This is a genomic window from Streptomyces sp. TAA040 (assembly GCF_000424845.1).
This window is the reverse complement of record NZ_AUKR01000006.1, coordinates 300,093-320,023: the sequence shown is the minus strand read 5'-3', so window position 1 is coordinate 320,023 and position 19,931 is coordinate 300,093. Positions and strand designations below refer to the sequence as shown.

At 71.0% G+C, this 19,931-nt stretch carries 12 protein-coding genes and 1 pseudogene; 4 read left to right on the top strand and 9 right to left on the bottom strand.

Annotated features, from left to right (window positions below):
• Positions 1–2: 2 nt before the first annotated feature.
• The 6 genes from H300_RS0107150 to H300_RS0107125 form a co-directional block, all read right to left on the bottom strand.
• Positions 3–1,061 carry an ABC transporter ATP-binding protein gene (locus tag H300_RS0107150; protein WP_028426894.1) on the bottom strand — a complete coding sequence of 353 codons (1,059 nt, stop codon included), beginning with the start codon at positions 1,059–1,061 and terminating at the stop codon, positions 3–5.
• Positions 1,062–1,072: 11 nt separating this feature from the next.
• Entirely contained in the window at positions 1,073–2,011 is a 939-nt protein-coding gene (locus H300_RS0107145; RefSeq protein ID WP_028426893.1) for an ABC transporter permease, read from the bottom strand.
• Positions 2,004–2,927: an ABC transporter permease gene (locus H300_RS0107140; protein WP_028426892.1), complete on the bottom strand. Its 924-nt coding sequence runs from the start codon at positions 2,925–2,927 to the stop codon at positions 2,004–2,006. Before H300_RS0107140 ends, H300_RS0107145 begins: the two co-directional genes overlap by 8 nt.
• A 90-nt stretch (positions 2,928–3,017) precedes the next feature.
• Positions 3,018–4,649 (bottom strand): ABC transporter substrate-binding protein, encoded by a 1,632-nt coding sequence (locus H300_RS0107135; RefSeq protein ID WP_028426891.1) that lies wholly within the window; start codon positions 4,647–4,649, stop codon positions 3,018–3,020.
• A 585-nt stretch (positions 4,650–5,234) separates the two neighbouring features.
• Positions 5,235–7,100, bottom strand: coding sequence for a translational GTPase TypA (typA, locus tag H300_RS0107130; RefSeq protein WP_028426890.1), 1,866 nt, complete (start codon positions 7,098–7,100; stop codon positions 5,235–5,237).
• Between the two features lie 263 nt (positions 7,101–7,363).
• A complete protein-coding gene (locus H300_RS0107125; RefSeq protein WP_028426889.1) occupies positions 7,364–9,670 on the bottom strand; it encodes an ABC transporter family substrate-binding protein in 2,307 nt (768 codons plus the stop codon).
• A gap of 351 nt (positions 9,671–10,021) precedes the next feature.
• On the opposite strand from H300_RS0107125, the gene H300_RS0107120 reads away from it, so the two are divergent.
• The 4 genes from H300_RS0107120 (at position 10,022) to H300_RS0107100 (ending at position 14,135) form a co-directional block, all read left to right on the top strand.
• Entirely contained in the window at positions 10,022–10,312 is a 291-nt protein-coding gene (locus tag H300_RS0107120; protein WP_028426888.1) for a hypothetical protein, read from the top strand.
• A 52-nt stretch (positions 10,313–10,364) separates the two neighbouring features.
• A complete protein-coding gene (locus H300_RS0107115; RefSeq protein WP_028426887.1) occupies positions 10,365–11,186 on the top strand; it encodes a hypothetical protein in 822 nt (273 codons plus the stop codon).
• A gap of 133 nt (positions 11,187–11,319) precedes the next feature.
• Positions 11,320–13,350, top strand: coding sequence for a fumarate reductase/succinate dehydrogenase flavoprotein subunit (locus H300_RS0107105; RefSeq protein ID WP_028426886.1), 2,031 nt, complete (start codon positions 11,320–11,322; stop codon positions 13,348–13,350).
• Positions 13,350–14,135, top strand: a complete 786-nt coding sequence (locus H300_RS0107100) for a succinate dehydrogenase/fumarate reductase iron-sulfur subunit (protein WP_028426885.1) — start codon at positions 13,350–13,352, stop codon at positions 14,133–14,135. The genes H300_RS0107105 and H300_RS0107100 overlap by 1 nt, the downstream gene beginning before the upstream one ends.
• 15 nt (positions 14,136–14,150) lie before the next feature.
• Here the strand turns inward: H300_RS0107100 and H300_RS0107095 are convergent, their stop codons facing one another.
• From H300_RS0107095 to H300_RS25435, 3 genes and pseudogenes are all read right to left on the bottom strand, one after another.
• Positions 14,151–15,008, bottom strand: coding sequence for an ABC transporter permease (locus H300_RS0107095; protein WP_028426884.1), 858 nt, complete (start codon positions 15,006–15,008; stop codon positions 14,151–14,153).
• On the bottom strand, positions 15,005–17,788 hold the full coding sequence (locus H300_RS0107090; RefSeq protein ID WP_028426883.1) for an alpha/beta fold hydrolase: 2,784 nt from the start codon (positions 17,786–17,788) through the stop codon (positions 15,005–15,007). Before H300_RS0107090 ends, H300_RS0107095 begins: the two co-directional genes overlap by 4 nt.
• Positions 17,789–17,990: 202 nt before the next feature.
• Positions 17,991–19,730, bottom strand: a pseudogene (locus tag H300_RS25435) (ATP-binding SpoIIE family protein phosphatase); the annotation flags it as partial.
• Positions 19,731–19,931: the final 201 nt, after the last annotated feature.

Genomic DNA, 19,931 nt, shown 5'->3' with positions numbered 1-19,931 from the left:
GCTCAGCCATGGAGGGTCTCCTTCCAGAAGTGGCAGGCACTGCCCCGGCCGACCAGGGCGGTGCCGTCCTCCTCGGTGACCGGGTACAGCGGCGGCACGTCCGACGTGCAGATGTCCCGTGCCTGCGGGCAACGCGGGTTGAAGGCGCACCCGGGCGGGACGTGCGCCATGTTCGGCGGCAGGCCCTTGATGGCGTAGAGCTCGTGGCCCTTCTGGTCCAACCGCGGGATCGAGTCCAGCAGACCGCGCGTGTACGGATGCGCCGGCCGCTTGTACAACTCGTGCACCGGCGCCGTCTCCACGATACGACCCGCGTACATCACCGCGATCTTGTCCGCCACATCCGCCACCACACCCAGATCATGAGTGATCAGAATGAGCCCCATGTGGAACTCACGCTGCAACTCCGCCAGCAGATCCATCACCTGCGCCTGCACCGTCACATCCAGCGCAGTCGTCGGCTCGTCCGCAATGATCAGATCCGGCTCCAACGCCAACGCCATCGCGATCATGATCCGCTGCCGCATACCCCCCGAGAACTGATGCGGATAATCATTCACCCGCTCCCGAGCCGCCGGAATACGCACCCGCTCCATCAACTCGATGGAACGCGCCTTCGCGTCCTTTTTCGACAACCCCTCGTGCACCCGGAACATCTCACCGAGCTGATACCCCACACTCAGCACCGGATTCAACGACGACAACGCATCCTGAAAGATCATCGCGATCTTCCGGCCACGCAACTGACGCCGCTCCTCCCCCGGCATCCGCAACATGTCCCGCCCCCGGAACAGAATCTCCCCCTGCGGAATACTCCCCGGCGGCATGTCCAGAATGCCCATCACCGCCTGCGCCGTCACCGACTTCCCCGACCCCGACTCCCCCAGCACAGCCAGCGTCTCACCCGCGTCAACCGAGTAGTTCACCCCGTTGACAGCCTTGATCGAACCTTCGTGGGTCTTGAACTCCACATGGAGGTCCCGTACTTCGAGCAGCGGGGCGGAGTTCTCCTCCGCGCCCTGCGGCGCCGGGACATCGGCATTGTCTTTCACAGTAGTCACGTACGCCTCCCTCAGCGCAGCTTGGGGTCGAGGGCGTCGCGGACCGCGTCGCCGAGCATGATGAACGCCAGCACCGTGACGCTCACGAAAGCTGCCGGGAACAGCAGGGGATGGACCGCCTCTCGGACGCGGGGCAGCGAGTCGCTGACCATGACTCCCCACGAGATGGTGGGAGGCTGGATTCCGACGCCGAGGAAGCTGAGCGTGGCCTCGACCGAGATGATGACGCCGAGGCTGATGGACGCGACGACGATGAGCGGGGTGATCGCGTTCGGCAGCACGTGGCGGAAGACCATCCGGGGCGTCGACGCGCCCAGCGACTGGGCCGCCGTCACGTAGTCGGCCTGCTTGGCCTGGATGACCGAGCCGCGCATGATGCGCGCCATGCTCATCCAGCCGAGCACGGTCAGGGCCGCCAGCACGCCCCAGATCCCGCCGATGCGCTGGCCGTCCTCACCCCGGAAGGAGTTGAGGATGACGATGGCGCCGACCAGGAACGGCAGGCCCAGGAAGATGTCGATGCCGCGGGAGATGAGGCTGTCGATCCACCCCGTCTTGTAACCCGCGATCGTCCCGATCAGGCCGCCCAGGATCGCCGATCCGATCGTGGCGAGCACTCCGACGACGATCGAGGTCCGAGTGCCGTAGATCGTGCGCGCGTAGATGTCGCAGCCGCGGGTGTCGTACCCGAACCACGCGTCCATGCTCGGCTTGTCCAGCGACCTGGACAGGTCGCAGGCCCGGGGATCGACACTCGTGAAGAGCCCGGGGAAGGCCGCGATGACGCAGAGGAAGAGGATGACGGCCGCCGAGACGATGAAGATCGGCTTGCGCACCAGGTCCCGGACCGCGTCCTGCAGCAGGCTGCGCGACTTCGTGGCCTTGATCGCGGCGTCGGTGGCGGAGTCCGTCCCGCCGCCGGCCTTGGTGGGGGTGCTGGTCTCAGGCATAGCGGATCCTCGGGTCGAGCACGGCGTAGAGCAGGTCGACGATCAGACTGGCGAGCAGGTAGATCATGACCAGCATGGAGACGAAGCCGACGAGGACGGGCCCGTCCTCGATCTGGGTCGCCTTGAAGACGTTGAACCCGACGCCGGGAACGTTGAAGATACGCTCCGTCACCATCGCGCCGCCCATCAGGGTGCCGATGTCGATACCGAGGTAGGTGACCACCGGGATCAGCGAGTTGCGGAGCACGTGGATGCCGAAGATGCGGGACTGCGGGAGGCCCTTGGCCCTCGCCGTGCGGACGTAGTCCGTCCTCAGGTTCTCCGCGACCGAGGCGCGCGTCAGTCGGGCGACGTACGCCAGCGAGACGGAGCCGAGGACGATGCCCGGCATCAGGTAGCTCTGCGGGCCCTCGGTCACACCGGCGACCGGGAGGATGCCCCACTGAACGCCGAACAGGACCTGCGCGAAGTTGCCGATGACGAAGATCGGCACGGCGATCACGGTGAGCGTCGAGAGCAGCACCACGTTGTCGAGGAAGCTGCCGCGCCGGACCCCGGCCAGGAGACCCGCGCCGATACCGATGACGGCCTCGACCGCCAGCGCGATGCCTGCCAGGCGCAGCGTGTGCGGCCACGCCTCCTGGATCATGTCGCTGATGGGCCGACCGTTGAGGCTGGTACCGAAGTCGCCGACCGCCAGGTCCGAGATGTAGTGCCAGTACCGGAGGAAGAACGGGTCGTCCAGGTGGTACTGGCTGGTGAGAGCGATGCGGACGCTGTCCGGCACCGGGCGCTCGCCGTAGAGATTCTGTACGGGGTCACCGCCGATCGCAGTGACGAGCGCAAAGATGATGGCCGTGGTCCCGATGAATACCGGGATCATCTGGAGCAGTCGCCTGGCGACATACCGGCCCATGGGATCCTCCTCATGGAAACGGTGGGGGCAGGTGTTCCTGCCCCCACCGTCAAGCCTTGGACGGTTCTACGGTGTTGCGGCGAAGAACCGTCAGGCCTTCTCGATCTTCGACAGCACGACCCGGTTGAAGAGGTCGATCTCGACGTTCTGCACGGACTCCGAGTGTCCGAAGACGTTCTTGCCGTAGCGGAGCGGGATCACCGGCATGTCCTCGGCCAGGATGTCCTCCGCCTGCTGCCACTTCTCGATGGCTTCTTCCTCGGTGTCCGCCTGGCGTCCCTCGTCGACGAGCTTGTCGAACTCCTCGTTGCTGTAGCCGTAGTAGTTCGACGAACCGCCGGTCGAGTACAGCGGGCCGAGGTAGTTCTCCATGGCCGGGTAGTCCATGATCCAGCCCATCCGGAACATGCCCGGGAACTGCTCCTTCTCGACCTGGGTCAGCAGCTCGGCGAACTTGGGAACCGGGGTGCCCACGCACTCGATGTCCAGGTTCTTGCGGATCTGGTCGCAGGTGGCCTCGATCCACTGCTTGTGACCGCCGTCGCCGTTGTAGCCCAGTTCGACCTTGTCGCCCTGGAAGCCACCGGCCTCGTCCAGCAGCTCCTTGGCCGCGTCCGGGTCGAACTTGCAGGCTTCGCCGCAGGTGTCCTCGCGGAAGCCGGCGACGACCGGGGAGACGAAGGAGCGGGCGGAGTCCTGCGAGCCCTGGAAGACCACGTCGATGATCTCGTCGCGGTCGATCGCCATGGAGATGGCCTTGCGGACCTTCGGGTCCTCGTAGGCCTCTTCGTAGGTCGGGTAGGCCAGGAACTGGAAGGTGGAGGCCGGGGAGGTCTTGAACCGGTCGCCCAGCTCGTCCGGGGCGGTGCCCATGACCTCGGTCGGGATGGTGCGCACCACGTCCAGGTTGCCGCCGAGTACGTCGTTGTAGGCGGTGTTCTGGTCCTGGTAGACCTTGAAGTCCACGCCGTCGATCTTGGGCTTGTCGCTCAGCGAGTAGTCCTCATAGGTCTTGACCTTGACCTGCTGGTCGTGCTGCCACTTGCCGTCCATCTCGAAGGCGCCCTGGCCGATCGGCGCTTCCTCGTAGGCGTCCATGTCCTCGAACGCCGCGTCGGGCATCGGGTAGAACACGGTGTAGCCGAGCAGCGAGGCGAAGCCGGAGAACGGGTCGCTGAGCGTGACCTCGATGGTCTTGTCGTCGACGGCCTTCAGACCGGACAGTTTCTCGGCCTCGGGGTCGCCGGCCTCCTTCGGGCCTTCTTCGCCGTCCGGGTCCTGCGGGTTGAGCTTGTCGTAACCCTCGATGGTCCCGAAGAAGTAGTTGCCGTCGGCCGCGTTGGGGCCGTAGGCGCCCCAGTTCCATGCGTCGACGTAGTTCTGGGCCGTGACCTCGGTGCCGTCGTGGAACGTGGCGTCCTTGAGCTTGATCGTCCAGACCTTGTTGTCCGTGGACTCGATCGACTCGGCAGCCACCATCACCGGCTTGTTGTCGGCGTCGAAGTCCACCAGCGGGGTGAACAGCGCGGACAGCACCTGCGACCCCGAGCTCTCGGTGGTGGAGGCGGGGATCAGCCGCTTCGGCTCGGCGATGTCCATGCTGATGGAACCACTGCCGTTTCCGCCTTCGTCACTGCTGTCACTGCCGCCGCCACAAGCGGTCGCGGCGAGGGCCACGACTATCGCACTCGCGACCCACCTTGCGCTCTTGGCACCGCGCATGGGTTTGCCTCCTCAGGAGTCCACTGTCATTACGGGGCCGAGGGTTCGTGATGCTGCCGGCATGCATACCCACAGCGACGATCCCCCGGTATCACGAATCAGCGCTCCCCAACAGCACGTGACTCGCAGACCCGAGCTCGATGAGCCAACTATTGAGTACGGAACGCTCGTAAACCACACGTCAGGGATCTCGGTTTGGTCACACCTCGAGAGAGCGGAGTTCCGAAATCCGGACAAAGCAATCCGTTACAGACGGCCGCGAAACGGACTGTTAACGCGTCTTCCGGCATCTGATGTTCGCTCAGCGGACGCCCTCTGGACAAATCGCTTGACCCCTGGAGAGGGAGGGAGTAGGCGGATCATGCCCAGGCCTACCCCTTCCGGCCAGCCCTTACCTGTCACTTTCCAGCCGCCCTCCGGAGTCCGGACGGGCGGATACCGTTCACCGGAACGTCACCGAATCCCCCCGTCCGAACCGGACCGGGCCCGGAACGCGGCGAGGCGTGCGCGCACCCGTGTGGGATGCGCCACGCCTCGCGCACCGTCGGTGCGGGGAACACCGCGTCGCGGCGGGTGGTGGTGCGGTCAGCGCTTGGCGCGGGAGGCCGCGCGGGCGCGCAGCCGCTGGTCCAGGCTCACCTTGCGGATCCGGACGGTGTCCGGGGTCACCTCGATGCACTCGTCCTCGCGGCAGAACTCCAGCGCCTGCTCCAGCGACAGCTTGCGCGGCGGCACCAGGTTCTCGGTGTTGTCCGCGGCCGCGGCCCGCATGTTGGTGAGCTTCTTCTCCTTGGTGATGTTCACGTCCATGTCGTCGGAGCGCGAGTTCTCACCGATGATCATGCCCTCGTAGACCTCCGTGCCCGGCTCCACGAAGATGACGCCGCGCTCCTGGAGATTCATCATCGCGAACGGGGTCGCCACACCGGCGCGGTCGGCGACCAGCGAGCCGCTGTGCCGCGTGCGCAGGTCACCGAACCAGGGCTCGTGGCCCTCGGAGATGGAGTGCGCGATGCCGGTGCCGCGGGTGTCGGTCAGGAACTCCGTCCGGAAGCCGATGAGGCCACGGGACGGGATGAGGAACTCCATCCGGACCCAGCCGGAGCCGTGGTTGACCATGGTCTCCATGCGGCCCTTGCGGGAGGCCATCAGCTGGGTGATGGCGCCCAAATGCTCCTCGGGAGCGTCGATGGTCATCCGCTCGACCGGTTCGTGCACCTTGCCGTCGATCTCCCGGGTGACCACCTCGGGCTTCCCGACCGTCAGCTCGAAGCCCTCCCGGCGCATCGTCTCGACCAGGATCGCCAGCGCCAGTTCACCGCGGCCCTGCACCTCCCAGGCGTCCGGCCGCTCGGTGGGCAGCACCCGCAGCGAGACGTTGCCGATCAGCTCCCGCTCCAGGCGGTCCTTCACCAGCCGCGCGGTGACCTTGTGGCCCTTGCCACCCTTGCCGACCAGCGGCGAGGTGTTGGCGCCGATGGTCATCGCGATGGCGGGCTCGTCGACCTTGATCAGCGGCAGCGCCACCGGGTTCTCCGGGTCGGCCAGGGTCTCGCCGATCATGATGTCGGCGATACCGGCGACCGCGCAGATGTCACCGGGGCCCGCCACCTCGGCGGGCTTGCGGGTGAGCGCCTCGGTCATCAGCAGTTCGGTGATCTTGACGTTCTGCACCGAGCCGTCGCGCTTCATCCAGGTGACGTTCTGGCCCTTGCGCAGCTCGCCGTGCTGGACGCGGCAGAGCGCGATCCGGCCGAGGAAGTTGTCCGCGTCCAGGTTGGTGACGTGCGCCTGGAGCGGTGCGCCCTCCTCGAAGACGGGTGCGGGCACCGTCTCCAGCAGGGTGGTGAAGAACGGCTCCAGGCTGTCGCTGTCCGCCGGGACGGTGCCGTCCGCCGGCTTGGTCAGCGAGGCCACGCCGTCCCGCGCACACGCGTAGACGATCGGGAACTCGATCTGCTCCTCGGTCGCGTCCAGGTCGAGGAAGAGGTCGTACGTCTCGTCGACGACCTCGTCGATCCGGGCGTCCGGCCGGTCGGTCTTGTTGATGCACAGGATCACCGGAAGCTTCGCCTCCAGCGCCTTGCGGAGCACGAAGCGCGTCTGGGGCAGCGGGCCCTCGGAGGCGTCCACCAGGAGCACCACCGCGTCCACCATCGACAGCCCGCGCTCCACCTCGCCGCCGAAGTCGGCGTGGCCGGGGGTGTCGATGATGTTGATGACCACCGGTTCGCCGCCGCCCTTGGGGTGGTAGCGCACCGCGGTGTTCTTCGCGAGAATGGTGATGCCCTTCTCGCGCTCCAGGTCGTTGGAGTCCATCATCCGGTCGTCCAGATGCTGGTGGGCGGCGAAGGCTCCGGCCTGCTTCAGCATGCCGTCGACCAGGGTGGTCTTGCCATGGTCGACGTGAGCGACGATGGCGACGTTTCGAATGTCATTGCGCGTGGGCATGCTGAGGGCGCTTCTCCCGGAATCGAAGGGCGGCGGCGCGACCGGTGCGGCCGCTCCCCCGCCGAACCGTGCGCGGTCAGCGGGGCCCGGGGTCCTGCCCCGGAAGGCTGCGGCAGTTCCGCAGCCTGAGCTTCCATGGTAAGGCCGGGCGCCTCCGGGACCGAACCCGCCGCTCCTCGGCCCCGGCCACCGACGGGTCCGGGCAGGGCCCGACGGGCGCCCGGCGGGGCCGGCACGGAGTCGCGCGCGTCCCGGGCGGGGTGTCAGCCGCGCCGCTCGGTGAAGCCGATGTCCTGGTAGCGGGGGCTCCGGAAGCCGAACGCGCCGGCGTTGCCGAGTCGCTCGTCGGCGGCCACCAACTGCGGACGCTGGTACAGCGGCACCGATCCGGCCGCCGCCCAGATCCGGGCGTCGATACGCGTGATCAGCTCGCTTCTGGCCTCGTCGTCGAGCTCGGAGGCGGCCTGCTCGAAGAGCTGGTCGATGCGGTCCGTTCCGACCCGGGTGTAGTTCTGCTCGATCAGCAGCGAACCGTCCGGGGCCGCCTCGGGTTTGGCGAAGATCGGCCGGGTCTCGGTCACCGGGTAGCCGCCGGCCGGCCAGGAGTAGAGGGCCAGGTCGAAGTCCCCGGTGGCGATGTGGTCGGTGAAGTACGACGCGTCGCCGACCCGGACCACCTCGGTGCGGACGCCGACCTGCTCCAGCATCCTTACCACGCGCCGGCCGGTGGCCCTGATCGGCTCCGAGCCCTCCCCGCCCGGCAGCACCATCCGCAGTTCCAGCGCACGGCCGTCCTTCCTGCGCACCAGACCCCCCTCGGCGCGCAGCAGACCGCCGACGAAACGGGACAGCGCGGTCTCCGCCTCGTGCGCCCGCTTCATCGCCGCCTCCGCCGACCGGCGCAGTGCGCCCGCGCCGTCCGCACCGTCCTCCTCGGCGGCCTCCGCCGCTTTGCCCCGGGCGTACGCCGCCTGTTTCAGCACCGCCGCGTGCCCGGCGGCGGAGCTGTGCGTGAGTCCGGAGAACGCCGCGGCGCCCGTCCGGTCCGGGGCACCGTCCGCGGCGTCGGCCCGCTGCGTCCCCGGCTGCGGACCGCCCTTCCAGCCCGCCTCGGCCAGCAGCGCGGCCGCCGACTCGGCGCCGGCCTCGCCCACCGCGTCGCTGCTGTCGTGGTACCCGTCCTGGCCGAACATCCGCAAGTGGCTGCCGAGCGGCTCCGTCGGCAGTCCGGCCGGACGGAGCGCGGCCCGCGCCAGTTCCACGCGGTCGAGGGCGCGTACCAAGGCCCGGCGGACCCGCTCGTCGCTCAACGGGCCGCTGGTGCCGTTCAGGGCCAGCTGCGTCCACGCCGGGTCGTACGCCCGGCGGACGGTCAGCCGATCGAGCCGCGCCCGTCGCGCGGCGTCCTTCGCCGCCTTCGCGCTCTCGGCCTTCTCGGCCTTCTCGGCCTTCTCGGCCTTCTCGGCCTCCTCCTCCGAGTCGTCCCGCTCGTCCTCGGGCTTCTCGCCGCGGTACTCGTCGGCCCAGGTGCGCAGGGCGTGCACGGCGTGGCCGGTGCTGCCGAGCGGCGCTGCGACGGAGCGGGGGCCGCCCCGGCCCGAGCCGTTCTTCTGCTCGCCCGCCGCGGCTTCCCTCCCGTCCCCGGCCCCGTCCTGCGCCTCGCCCCCGCCGGAGGTGTCGGCGCCGGCCGCGTCGATGCGCTCCGCGTCCGGCAGGTCGATCGCCGCGAGGTCCAGGTGCCCCGCGGCGAGCGCCTCCCCCCGCTCGTCCCTCGGCACCGGTGTCAGGACGATCTCGTCGAGTTTCGCCCGGTCGCCCCACCAGGCGGGGTTCCGCTCCAGGACGAGCCGGTCCGCCTTCGGATCGAGCTTTCCGCCCTCGACGCGGAACGGTCCACCCCAGACGGGAAGCTCCGTCCGGGAGGTGTCGTTGAACGCGTCGGGGCTGCTCGTCACGGCTCTCGGGTAGAGCGGGGAGAAGAGCGACCGCCAGTCGCTGTACGGACGGGCGAAGGTGACCTTGACCTGCCGCGGCTGCTCGCCCTTCTCGACCTTGTGGATTCGTTCGTATCCGGCGTTGCGTGCCGTCCAGAAGGCGTTGTCGGCGCCGCTGAGGGCCTTCCACTGCGCCCGGAAGTCGGCCGCCGCGATCGGCTTGCCGTCACTCCAGCGCGCCTTCGCCGCGACGGTGTAGACGACGGTCTGCTGCGGCTCCCGCTCGGTGACCTCGGCGGACTCCAGCACGTCCGTGTTCCGCTGCGGCCGGGCCGTGCCGTCCAAGGTGAACATCGAGGGCAGGGTGGCCGCGGCGACCCGGTCGGTGGCGGGTCCGGCGTCGGACTGGAAGGCGTTCAGGGTGCTCGGCACCGCGGCGACCGCCCAGCGCAGCACGCCACCGTTCACCAGATCCGCGCGGTCGACGGCGGGGACGTCGTGGGCCGCGTTCCCGCCGTTCCCCCCGGAGTCCTCGTCGACTCCGCACCCCGCCAGCGCGGGCGGGAGCAGGACGCCCGCCGCGAGCACCGCCGCGCAGCGCCTGACGGCGGTGTCGAGGGCTGACACTGCTGGCATGGCTCTTGTCCTCCTCCGGGAGCTGACGCCCGCCCCGGAGCACCCTCGGCGCACCGGGCGGCTCATCACACAGTCGCAAGCTCCATCGAAGACGCCCGTGCCTGCCGGGCCCGGCAGGCACGGCCGGTCCGGGAGCGGATGCCACCCGGTTGGGCCCCCGCACCGCACTCCCGACCTCGTACGGGGCACGGGCGGCACGCGCGTATGCAAGCGGGCGCGGAGTGCCGGTGCGGGTGGGGGAGCCGGTGCGGGAGAAACCAGCCAACCCGTGCAGTGGTCTTCCCCTGCCCTGATGTGACGCGCGACACTTTCCGGGCCATCGACGCCGCCACCACAGGAGGTGGAGAAGCCATGTCGTTTCCCCAAGAGTTGGCCGCTGCCCAACGTTGCCTCGACGAGCTGCTCCGGCAGTTGGAGCTGATGGGGCGCGAGGTCGGCGACGTCCTGGAGATGCGCCGGGTCCGGACGGACGCCCGTCGGCTGCGGGAGGACCTGGGACTGCTGGCCGAGTCCGCGCCGCCCCCGCGGGCCGCCGTCACTCCGCAGCAGATGGTCACGATCTCCGACGCCCCCTACAAGAGCGCCCTGTGGACGGACCTCGACGACGAGGGACTCGGCGTCCGCGACCACCGCGCACCCTGACCGCAACGGCCGCCCAGGCCGGTTCCCGCCCACCAGCCCCCGGGAGTTCGCGTTGGCCACTGGGACCGCACCGCAGCCGCGACCGGGCGGTGTCCGGTACCGCGGCAGAGCCGCCGTACCGCAGGCGCACCTACGCTCCGACCGCTGGTGGCTGGCTCCGGCGGCCACCGCCGCCGGGCTGCTCGCCTTCGTCGTCTACTCCAGTTGGCGGGCGTTCGCCGGCCAGGACTACTACGCCGCTCCCTACGTGTCGCCCTTCTACTCGCCGTGCCTGTCGGAGAGCTGCGTCCCGATGCAGGGCGGTCCGAACGTGGCCCTCTTCGGCGGCTGGTGGCCGCTGTCGCCCGCGCTGATCATCCTGGTCGTCCCGCTGGGCTTCCGGCTGACCTGCTACTACTACCGCAAGGCCTACTACCGCGGATTCTTGCGTGCGCCGGCCGCCTGCGCCGTCCCGGAACCGCACCGGCGCTACAGCGGGGAGACGCGTTTCCCGCTGATCCTCCAGAACGGCCACCGCTACTTCTTCTACGCCGCCCTCGGCATCGCCCTGATCCTCAGCTACGACACCCTCCTGGGGTTCCGCAACCCGGACTACGCGTGGGGCCACATGGGTGTGGGAACGCTCGTCTTCCTGGTCAACATCGTACTGATCTGGGCCTACACGCTGTCCTGCCACTCCTGCCGCCACATCGTGGGCGGCCGCTTGCGGCACTTCTCCCGGCATCCGGTGCGCTACCGGCTCTGGGGCTGGGTGGGGAAGCTGAACGCCCGGCACATGGGACTGGCGTGGGCGTCCCTGCTGAGCGTCGCGCTGGCCGACCTCTACGTCTACCTGCTGGCGATCGGAGCCTTCACCGATCCGCAGTTGCTCTGAGCAAGCAGCTCGCCGGCCGCCCCGGCGCGAAGGGCCCGCCGCGGGGCCCCGGCCGCCGCCGCGGCGCCCCTGGGGTGAAGGCCGACGCCGGGAGCGAGGAATCCGCCACACCGCAGGAAGGGATGCGCAGCGCATGACGTCAGTGGGACCGCAGCAGCGGGAGCAGTGGGACGTGGTCGTCGTCGGGGCGGGAGGCGCCGGGCTCCGGGCGGCCATCGAGGCCCGCGAGCAGGGGCTGCGCACCGCGGTGATCTGCAAGTCGCTGTTCGGCAAGGCGCACACCGTGATGGCCGAGGGCGGCATCGCCGCGAGCATGGGCAACGTCAACGAGGGCGACAACTGGCAGGTGCACTTCCGCGACACCCTCCGCGGCGGGAAGTTCCTGAACCAGTGGCGGATGGCGGAGCTGCACGCGCAGGAGGCCGCGGACCGGGTCTGGGAGCTGGAGACCTGGGGCGCGCTGTTCGACCGGACGCCGGACGGGCGGATCTCGCAGCGCAACTTCGGCGGCCACGAGTACCCGCGGCTGGCACACGTCGGCGACCGGACGGGGCTGGAGTTGATCCGCACCCTCCAGCAGCGGATCGTGGCACTCCAGCAGCAGGATTTCGCGGAGACCGGCGCGTACGAGGGGCGGCTCAAGGTATTCCAGGAGTGCACGGTGACCCGGGTCCTCCAGCAGCCCGACGGCGGGCCAGCCACGGCGGGGAGCGCGGGGGGCCGTGACCACGAGGGGTCCCGTGAGCCCGGACCGGTCACCGGGGTGTTCTGCTACAGCCGCGAGACCGGCCGGTTCTTCGTGCTCGACGCGCCTGCGGTGGTCCTGGCCACCGGCGGGATCGGCAAGTCGTTCCAGGTGACCTCGAACTCCTGGGAGTACACCGGTGACGGCCACGCGCTGGCCCTGCTGGCCGGGGCCGCGCTGGTGAACATGGAGTTCGTCCAGTTCCACCCGACCGGGATGGTCTGGCCGCCCTCGGTGAAGGGGATCCTGGTCACCGAGTCGGTGCGCGGTGACGGCGGAGTGCTCCGCAACAGCGAGGGCGCGCGCTTCATGTTCGACTACGTCCCGGAGGTCTTCAAGGACCGGTACGCCGAGACCGAGGCCGAGGGCGACCGCTGGTACGAGGACCCGGACCGCAACCGCAGGCCTCCGGAGCTGCTGCCCAGGGACGAGGTGGCCCGGGCCATCAACGCCGAGGTCAAGGCCGGGCGGGGCTCCCCGCACGGCGGGGTGTACCTCGACGTTTCCACCCGGATGCCGGCGGAGGTGATCAGGCGGCGACTTCCCTCGATGCACCACCAGTTCCGGGAACTGGCCGACGTGGACATCACCGCGGAACCGATGGAGGTCGGGCCCACCTGCCACTACGTGATGGGCGGGGTGGACGTCGAACCGGACACCGCGGCGGCCGTGGGCGTCCCCGGGCTGTTCGCGGCCGGCGAGGTGGCCGGCGGCATGCACGGCTCGAACCGGCTCGGCGGCAACTCGCTCTCGGATCTGCTGGTCTTCGGCCGCCGGGCCGGCCACCACGCAGCCCGCTACGCGTCGGCGCACCGCGACGGTCCGCGCGCGGTGTCCGAGGAGCAGATCGAGGCAGCGGCCGCCGAGGCGCTGCGCCCGTTCGGCGCCGCAGGTCCCACGCCCGCCCCGGACCGGGACGAGAGGGACGGCCCGGGGGACAACCCGTACGCGCTCCACCAGGAGCTCCAGCGGACGATGAACGACCTGGTCGGCATCATCCGCAGGGAGAGCGAGATGGCGGACGCCCTGGACCGGATCGCCGACCTGCGGCGGAGGACGGCACGGGCACGGGTGGAGGGGCACCGGCAGTTCAACCCGGGCTGGCACCTGGCACTGGACCTGCGGAACATGCTGCTCGTCAGCGAGTGCGTGGCCCGGGCGGCCCTGGAGCGCACGGAGTCCCGCGGCGGTCACACCAGGGACGACCGCCCGCGCATGGACCGGCAGTGGCGGCGGATCAACCTGCTCTGCACCCTCGCCCCGGCGGAGCGGCCCTCCTCCGCCAGCGCCCCGCTCCCCGCATCAGCCGCCGTCTCCCTGACCCGGCGGCGTACCCCGCCGATCCGCCCCGACCTGCTCGCCCTCTTCGACAGGGACGAGCTGGTCAAGTACCTGACCGAAGAGGAGCTGACGGAGTAGTGGCGACAGCGGCGAGCACCAGCTACCAGGCCCGGTTCCGTATCTGGCGCGGCGACCCGGAGGGTGGCGCGCTGACCGACTATTCCGTGCGGGTGCACGAGGGCGAGGTGGTCCTCGACATCATCCACCGGCTCCAGGCCGGGCAGGCCCCGGATCTGGCGGTGCGCTGGAACTGCAAGGCGGGGAAGTGCGGTTCGTGCAGCGCGGAGATCAACGGCAGGCCCCGGCTGCTGTGCATGACCCGGATGTCCGTCTTCGGCCGCGGCGAGACGATCACCGTCACCCCGCTGCGGGCCTTCCCCGTGGTGCGGGACCTGGTGGCGGACGTGGGCTACAACTACGCGAAGGCCCGGGAAGTGCCCGCCTTCGTGCCGCCCTCGGAGCTCGGGCCCGGCGAGTACCGGATGCGGCAGGAGGACGTGGGCCGCTCGCAGGAGTTCCGCAAGTGCATCGAGTGCTTCCTGTGCCAGGACACCTGTCATGTCGTGCGCGACCACGAGGAGAACAAGGAGGCCTTCGCCGGTCCCCGGTTCCTGATGCGGGTCGCCGAGCTCGACATGCATCCCCTCGACGCGGCAGCGGAGCAGGGCGTGGACCGGGCGGCCGACGCCGTCGACGCGCACGGGCTGGGCTACTGCAACATCACCAAGTGCTGCACCGAGGTCTGCCCGGAGAACATCCGCATCACCGACAACGCGCTGATCCCGCTCAAGGAGCGCGCTGCGGACCGCCGCTACGACCCGCTGGTGTGGCTGGGCAACCGCATCGGGCGGCGACGCACCTGAACTCGCCGCGGCCCTCTACGAGACGATGTCCTTGCGGGCGAAGCCGCGGAAGGCCAGGGCGAAGAGCACCAGCGCACAGGCCACCGAGACGGAGGTGCCCTTGAGCATGCCGCCCCACTCCAGCTCGGGCTGGAGGGCGTCGGCCCAGGCGAACTGCCAGTGCGCGGGCAGGAACTCCCGCCAGTCGCCGAGCGCCGTCACGGCGTCCAGGACGTTCCCGACGATGGTGAGGCCGACCGCGCCGCCCACCGCGCCGAGCGGCGCGTCGGTCCGCGTGGACAGCCAGAACGCGAGGCCGGCCGTGACCAGTTGCGAGACGAAGACGTATCCCACCGCCACCACGAGCCGCGGCAGTGCCTCACCGGCGGGCAGCGAGCCGCCGGTGGGGATCTGGAGCGGTGCCCAGCCGTAGAGGACGCTGCCCACGAGTAGCGCGACCAGGGGCAGCAGCACGATCGCGGCCACGCTGAACGCCAGCGCGACGACGAGCTTGCTCAGCAGCAGCCGGTTGCGCGGGACGGGCGCGGCCAGCAGATAGCGCAGCGAGGCCCAGCCCGCCTCGGCGGCCACCGTGTCGCCGCAGAACAGCGCGACCGGGATGACGAGCAGGAAGCCCGCGGAAACGAACAGCGCGACCGCCGCGAAGTTGAGTCCGGAGGCGGTGGCGGTGTCCATCAGGTTGATGCGGTTGCCGCCGCCGCCCTCGTCCTCGCCGCCGATGGCGAAGGCCGCGGCCAGCACGAACGGCAGCGCGACCAGCAGCGCGGCCATCACCAGCGTCCGCCGGCGGCGCAGTTGGCGCATCGCCTCCACCCGCAGCGGCAGGGTGCGGCTCGCCCGGTAGCCGGGCGCCGAGTCCAGGAGCCGGCTCATGCGGAATCTCCTCCGATCATGGTGAGGAAGGCGTCCTCCAGGCGGCGGTGCGGCCCGAAGCGCTCGACCGGGACGTCCAGCCGGACCAGTTCGTGAAGGGCGGCGGCCGGGGTGGTGCCGTCGAGGGCGATGAGCAACCCCTCCTCGGCACGGACCGCGGTGCTGATGCCGGGCAGCGCGGCGACCTTCTCCACCAGGGCCTCGTCCACCTCGCCGGCCACCGAGACCAGCAGGTTCTCGCCGGACCCGGTGATCTCCGCGACCGGTCCGGTCCGCACCAGGCGGCCGCGGTCCATCACCACCAGGTGGGTGCAGGTCTGCTCGACCTCCGCGAGCAGGTGGCTGGAGACGATGACCGTGCGTCCCGCGGCGGCGTAGCGGATCATCACCTCGCGCATCTCGCGGATCTGCGGCGGGTCGAGGCCGTTGGTCGGCTCGTCCAGGATCAGCAGGGCCGGGAGACCGAGCATGGCCTGGGCGATCGCGAGGCGCTGCCGCATGCCCTGCGAGTAGGTGCGCACCGCGCGCTCCAGCGCCTCACCGAGGTCGGCGATCTCCAGCGCCTCGTCGATCCGGGCGTCCTCGTCGGGGCGTCCGGTGGCCTGCCAGTACAGCTCCAGATTGGCCCGGCCGGTGAGGTGCGGCAGGAAGCCGGCGCCCTCGACGAACGCCCCGACGCGGGAGAGCACCGGCGCGCCCGGGCGGACGGGGTGGCCGAAGACCCGGATCTCCCCCGCATCCGGGGTGATCAGCCCCATCAGCATGCGCAGGGTGGTGGTCTTGCCGGCGCCGTTGGGGCCGAGCAGACCGAGCACCTGACCCTTCTCCACCCGGAAGCCCAGATCCCGGACGGCGTACCGGTCCGCGGAACCGGCGTAGCGCTTCGCCAGGTCGGTGATCACCAGCGGCACCTCGGCCAGCTCCGGGTCCGGCGCCGCACTGCCGCCACGGCGGCGTGCGCCGGCCAGCAGCGCGGTGGCGGCGAGCAGTCCGATGACGGGCAGCCCCCACACCCACCAGGGCATGCCCGCTGCCGCGGTGCTCACCTGCGGCGCGGTCGGCACGTCGAGACCGCCGCCGTCGAGCGCCACGGTGTACTCCGCGGCGGCGGCCGGTGAGGCGTAGCCGAGGTCGGTCGCGGCGACGACGAGGACCAGCCGGTGCCCGGCCTCGACCTCGTGGTCGACGGCGGGCAGCTCCAGTTCGACGGTGGCGCCCTCGTCCGCGCCGATGACGCGGACCGGACTGACCAGCTGGGACGGCAGGGTCCGGCGCCCGTCGGGGCCGACGTCGTAGACCTTGCCGAAGAGCACCGCCTCCTCGGTGTCGGCGTCCACCCGCAGACGGACCGTGGGCGAGCCGGTGATGCGGAGGTCCTCGGTCAGCGGTTCGGTGCGGAACGCGGCGTGCTGGCCTGGGAAGTCCAGGCTGACGCCGACACCGAGCGAGGAGAGCCCGGACAGGCCACCGACACCGGGCACCGCCGAGATGGCCGGCGGCCCCGCGCCCGGCGGGTTGCCGAAGGTCTGCTCGCCTCCCGCCAGCGGCAGGGTGCGCGGCTCGTGGCGCAGGCCGGGGTACGTGTCCCCGCTCGCGCCGCGGAGCTGGGCCGCTCCGTCGGTGGCGTCCACGCCGCCGGTGCGGGAGACCCGGAACGCGGGGCCGGTACCGGTCTCCTCCTCCGCGAGGTGGCGGTCGAACCAGTCGGTGATCCGACCGCTGATCCGCGCCGTCTCCGAGTCGCCGCCGTCGTGGCCGCCGGCGATCCAGTCGACCGCGACCGGGGCGCCGTTCGCGGCGATCTTCCGCGCCATCGTGTCGGCCTGGCCGAGCGGGAACAGCGAGTCCGTCTGGCCCTGGACGATCAGGGCCGGGACGTCGATCCGGTCGCCGACGGCCGCGGGACTGCGCTCGTGCAGCAGGGCACGCGCGTCCTCGTCGGGTTCACCGGCCTCGGCGACCCGCTCGTACATCGCGCAGATCTCCGCGGTGAAGCGTCCGCAGCCCAGGTCACCACCGTTCACACCGGGGTCGGACGCCGAGCCGGCGCCGCCCTCGGACCCGCCGGGCGGCGCGGCGTCCGCCGCCCCGGGCTCCTGTCGGGGGCCGCCGTCCTCCGTGGCGCCGCCGGCGCCGTCGCCGGGCTCCGCGGTGCCGGTGGAGAAGAAGATCCCGGCCCACAGCTTCTTGTAGACGTCCTGCGGGAAGAGGGATTCGGCCAGGTCCCAGTACGTGATCGACGGGGCGACGGCGTCCACCCGGTCGTCGTGGCCGGCGGCGAGGAGCGAGATCGCACCGCCGTAGCTGGCCCCGGTGACCCCGACCCGGGGGTCGCCGTCCGCGTCCAACCGCACCTCGGGGCGGGCCGCCAGCCAGTCGATGAGCCGGCTGACGTCCTCGACCTCGTGCTCGGGGTCGTTGAGCCCGATGCGGCCGGTGGACTCGCCGAACCCGCGGGCCGACCAGGTCAGCACGGCGTAGCCGTCCCGGGCGAGCTGCTCCGCCTGGGACTTCGTGTCGTCCTTGCTGCCGCCGAACCCGTGCCCGATCAGCACCGCGGGCCGACGGGAGGGCTCGGCGTCGCCCGTACCGTCCCCGGCCAGGAAGTACGACGTGTCGATCTTCGCGCCCGGCATGTCGAACGTCCGGTCGGCGCGTTGCACGGGTGCCACGTCGTCGGCGGCGACCGCTGTCCAGATCCCGGCGCCGACGAGCACCGCGAGCACCGCGGCACCCGCGACGAGCCGCCGACGGCGTGGGCCGGTGAGTCGGAGTTCCATGTCTGAACCCTAAGCGGCGCGGCCGGCGCTCCCCGCCGCACGGGGCTGCCGGACCGCACTCTCAGGGAACTCCCAGGGAGCGCAGGGGTCACGCACCGTCCGCCCCGTCGTCACCGGACCCCGCACCCGCCGCCGGTACGGTGCGGCGCATCTCCGGGGCGGTGCGGCGCGCCGCCGGGGCGGTGTGCGTCCGGGCCGGTGGTCAGATCGCAGGGAAGGCGTCCAGCAGGGCGTCCACCGAGTCCGGTGGCTTGGGCTCGTCGTCGGGCAGGGGCAGCTCGAACCAGACCGTCTTCCCCCGGGGGATGCGGCGACTTCCCCAGCCGGCGGAGAGCAGGTCGACGAGTTGCAGGCCCCGGCCGCCCTCGTCGGTGTCCCGGGCCCGGCGCCGGCGGGGCTGGACCATGCCGGCGTCCCACACCTCGCACACCAGCGTGTGGTCGAGCAGCAGCCGCAGCCGGATGTCGCCCTCGCCGTGCCGGAGTGCGTTGGTGACCAGCTCGCTGACCAGGAGCTCGGTGGTGTCCGCGAGGGGGGTGAGGTCCCAGGCGTCGAGCTGGCCGCGGGCGAGTTCCCTGGCCTGGGCCACCGAGCGGGGCTCGGCGGCCAGCCGCCAGTCCCCCACCGAGGTGGCGGGCAGCCCCTGCACCCGGGCGAGCAGCAGGGCGATGTCGTCCTCGCCGTGGTGCGTGTCGATACCGGCCAGGACGCGGTCGCAGACGTCCTCCAGCGGACGGTGCGAATCGGCGAGCGACGTCCGCAGCGCGAGCAGGCCGTCGTCGAGCGGCTGGTACCGGGACTCGACGAGCCCGTCGGTGTAGAGCGCCAGCAGGGCGCCGTCGGTCAGTTCGACCTCGATCTGCTCGAACGGCTCGCCGCCGACGCCCAGCGGCACCCCCTTGGGGACCTCCAGCAGCATCGGCAGGTCACCGTCGGCGTCCGGTTCGACGACGACGGGCGGCAGGTGCCCGGCGTTGGCGAAGGTGCAGCGCCGCGAGACCGGGTCGTACACCGCGTAGGCGCAGGTGGCGAGGTAGACCTCGGCGAGGTCCTCGCCGCCGCCGCGCCGGGTGTACCGGGTCTCCCCGAGCCCGCGGGCGATCTCGTCCAGCGCCTCCAGGACTTCGGCGGGTTCGAGATCAAGCAGCGCCAGCGTGCGGACGGCGGTGCGCAGTTCGCCCATCGCGACCGCGGCCCGCAGGCCGCGTCCCATGACGTCGCCGACGACCAGCGCGGTGCGGTGGCCGGGGAGTTCGATGACGTCGAACCAGTCGCCGCCGACCTCGGTGGCGTCGGTGCCGGGACGGTAGCGGCAGGCGATGTCGAGCCCGGCGGCCTCCGGGTCCCCGGGCGGGAGCAGGCTGCGCTGGAGGATCAGCGCGCGCTCGTGCTCCCGGCGGTACAGCCGGGCGTTGTCGATGCAGACCGCGGCCCGGGCCGCGAGTTCGGCGGCGAGCGCCGCGTCGCGTTCGCCGAACCGCCCGCTGCCCTTGGTGCGGGAGAACTGGACGAGTCCGAGCACCCTGTCCCTGGCGACCATCGGCACGGCCAGCGTGGAGTGCACCGCGATCCGGAAGGCCGACGGCCGCTCGTGCCCGGTGTCCTGCTGGGGATCGACGGGCCTGACCCGGGCGGTGCGCAGGGCCTGGGCGGGCGCGGACTCGAAGGCGTAGTGGTGGGTCGAGCCGAGCGCGACGGTGTCCGGGTCGCCGGAACCTCCGTCGCCGACCGCGCTGGCGAAGGCCACCCTGCGCAGCGCCGCGCTGCCCTCGCCGCCGGGTCGGGGCTCCTCTCCGGCCAGCACCTCCTCATAGAGGTCGACGGCCGCGAGGTCGCAGAACTGCGGTACGGCGACGTCGAGCAGCTCCCGCGCGGTCTTCTCCAGGTCGAGGGAGTTGCCGATTCTGGCGCCCGCGGCGTTGAGCAGCGCGAGAGCCCGTCGTACGTCGTCCGGCTTGCCTGCCTCGACCGGAATATCGCTCAACGCCGCCCCTTCCCCATGGTGCTTCAGCGTTCGTCCTTGGCTGACCGGGTCGTCACCTGCAGTCTCGCAGGCAATGGCCTCCCGGAACATACTCTTCCCGGTAGCCGCCCGTCCTGTGCCCGCTTCTGCCTGCGCGGGCCGGTCGGATGCCCGTGGTTC

Bases quoted from the DNA above. Each gene is read 5' to 3' on its own strand.
- H300_RS0107145 (WP_028426893.1), bottom strand. From the start codon at position 2,011: ATGCCTGAGACCAGCACCCCCACCAAGGCCGGCGGCGGGACGGACTCC.
- H300_RS0107140 (WP_028426892.1), bottom strand. From the start codon at position 2,927: ATGGGCCGGTATGTCGCCAGGCGACTGCTCCAGATGATCCCGGTATTC.
- H300_RS0107135 (WP_028426891.1), bottom strand. From the start codon at position 4,649: ATGCGCGGTGCCAAGAGCGCAAGGTGGGTCGCGAGTGCGATAGTCGTG.
- typA (WP_028426890.1), bottom strand. From the start codon at position 7,100: ATGCCCACGCGCAATGACATTCGAAACGTCGCCATCGTCGCTCACGTC.
- H300_RS0107125 (WP_028426889.1), bottom strand. From the start codon at position 9,670: ATGCCAGCAGTGTCAGCCCTCGACACCGCCGTCAGGCGCTGCGCGGCG.
- H300_RS0107120 (WP_028426888.1), top strand. From the start codon at position 10,022: ATGTCGTTTCCCCAAGAGTTGGCCGCTGCCCAACGTTGCCTCGACGAG.
- H300_RS0107105 (WP_028426886.1), top strand. From the start codon at position 11,320: ATGACGTCAGTGGGACCGCAGCAGCGGGAGCAGTGGGACGTGGTCGTC.
- H300_RS0107095 (WP_028426884.1), bottom strand. From the start codon at position 15,008: ATGAGCCGGCTCCTGGACTCGGCGCCCGGCTACCGGGCGAGCCGCACC.
- H300_RS0107090 (WP_028426883.1), bottom strand. From the start codon at position 17,788: ATGGAACTCCGACTCACCGGCCCACGCCGTCGGCGGCTCGTCGCGGGT.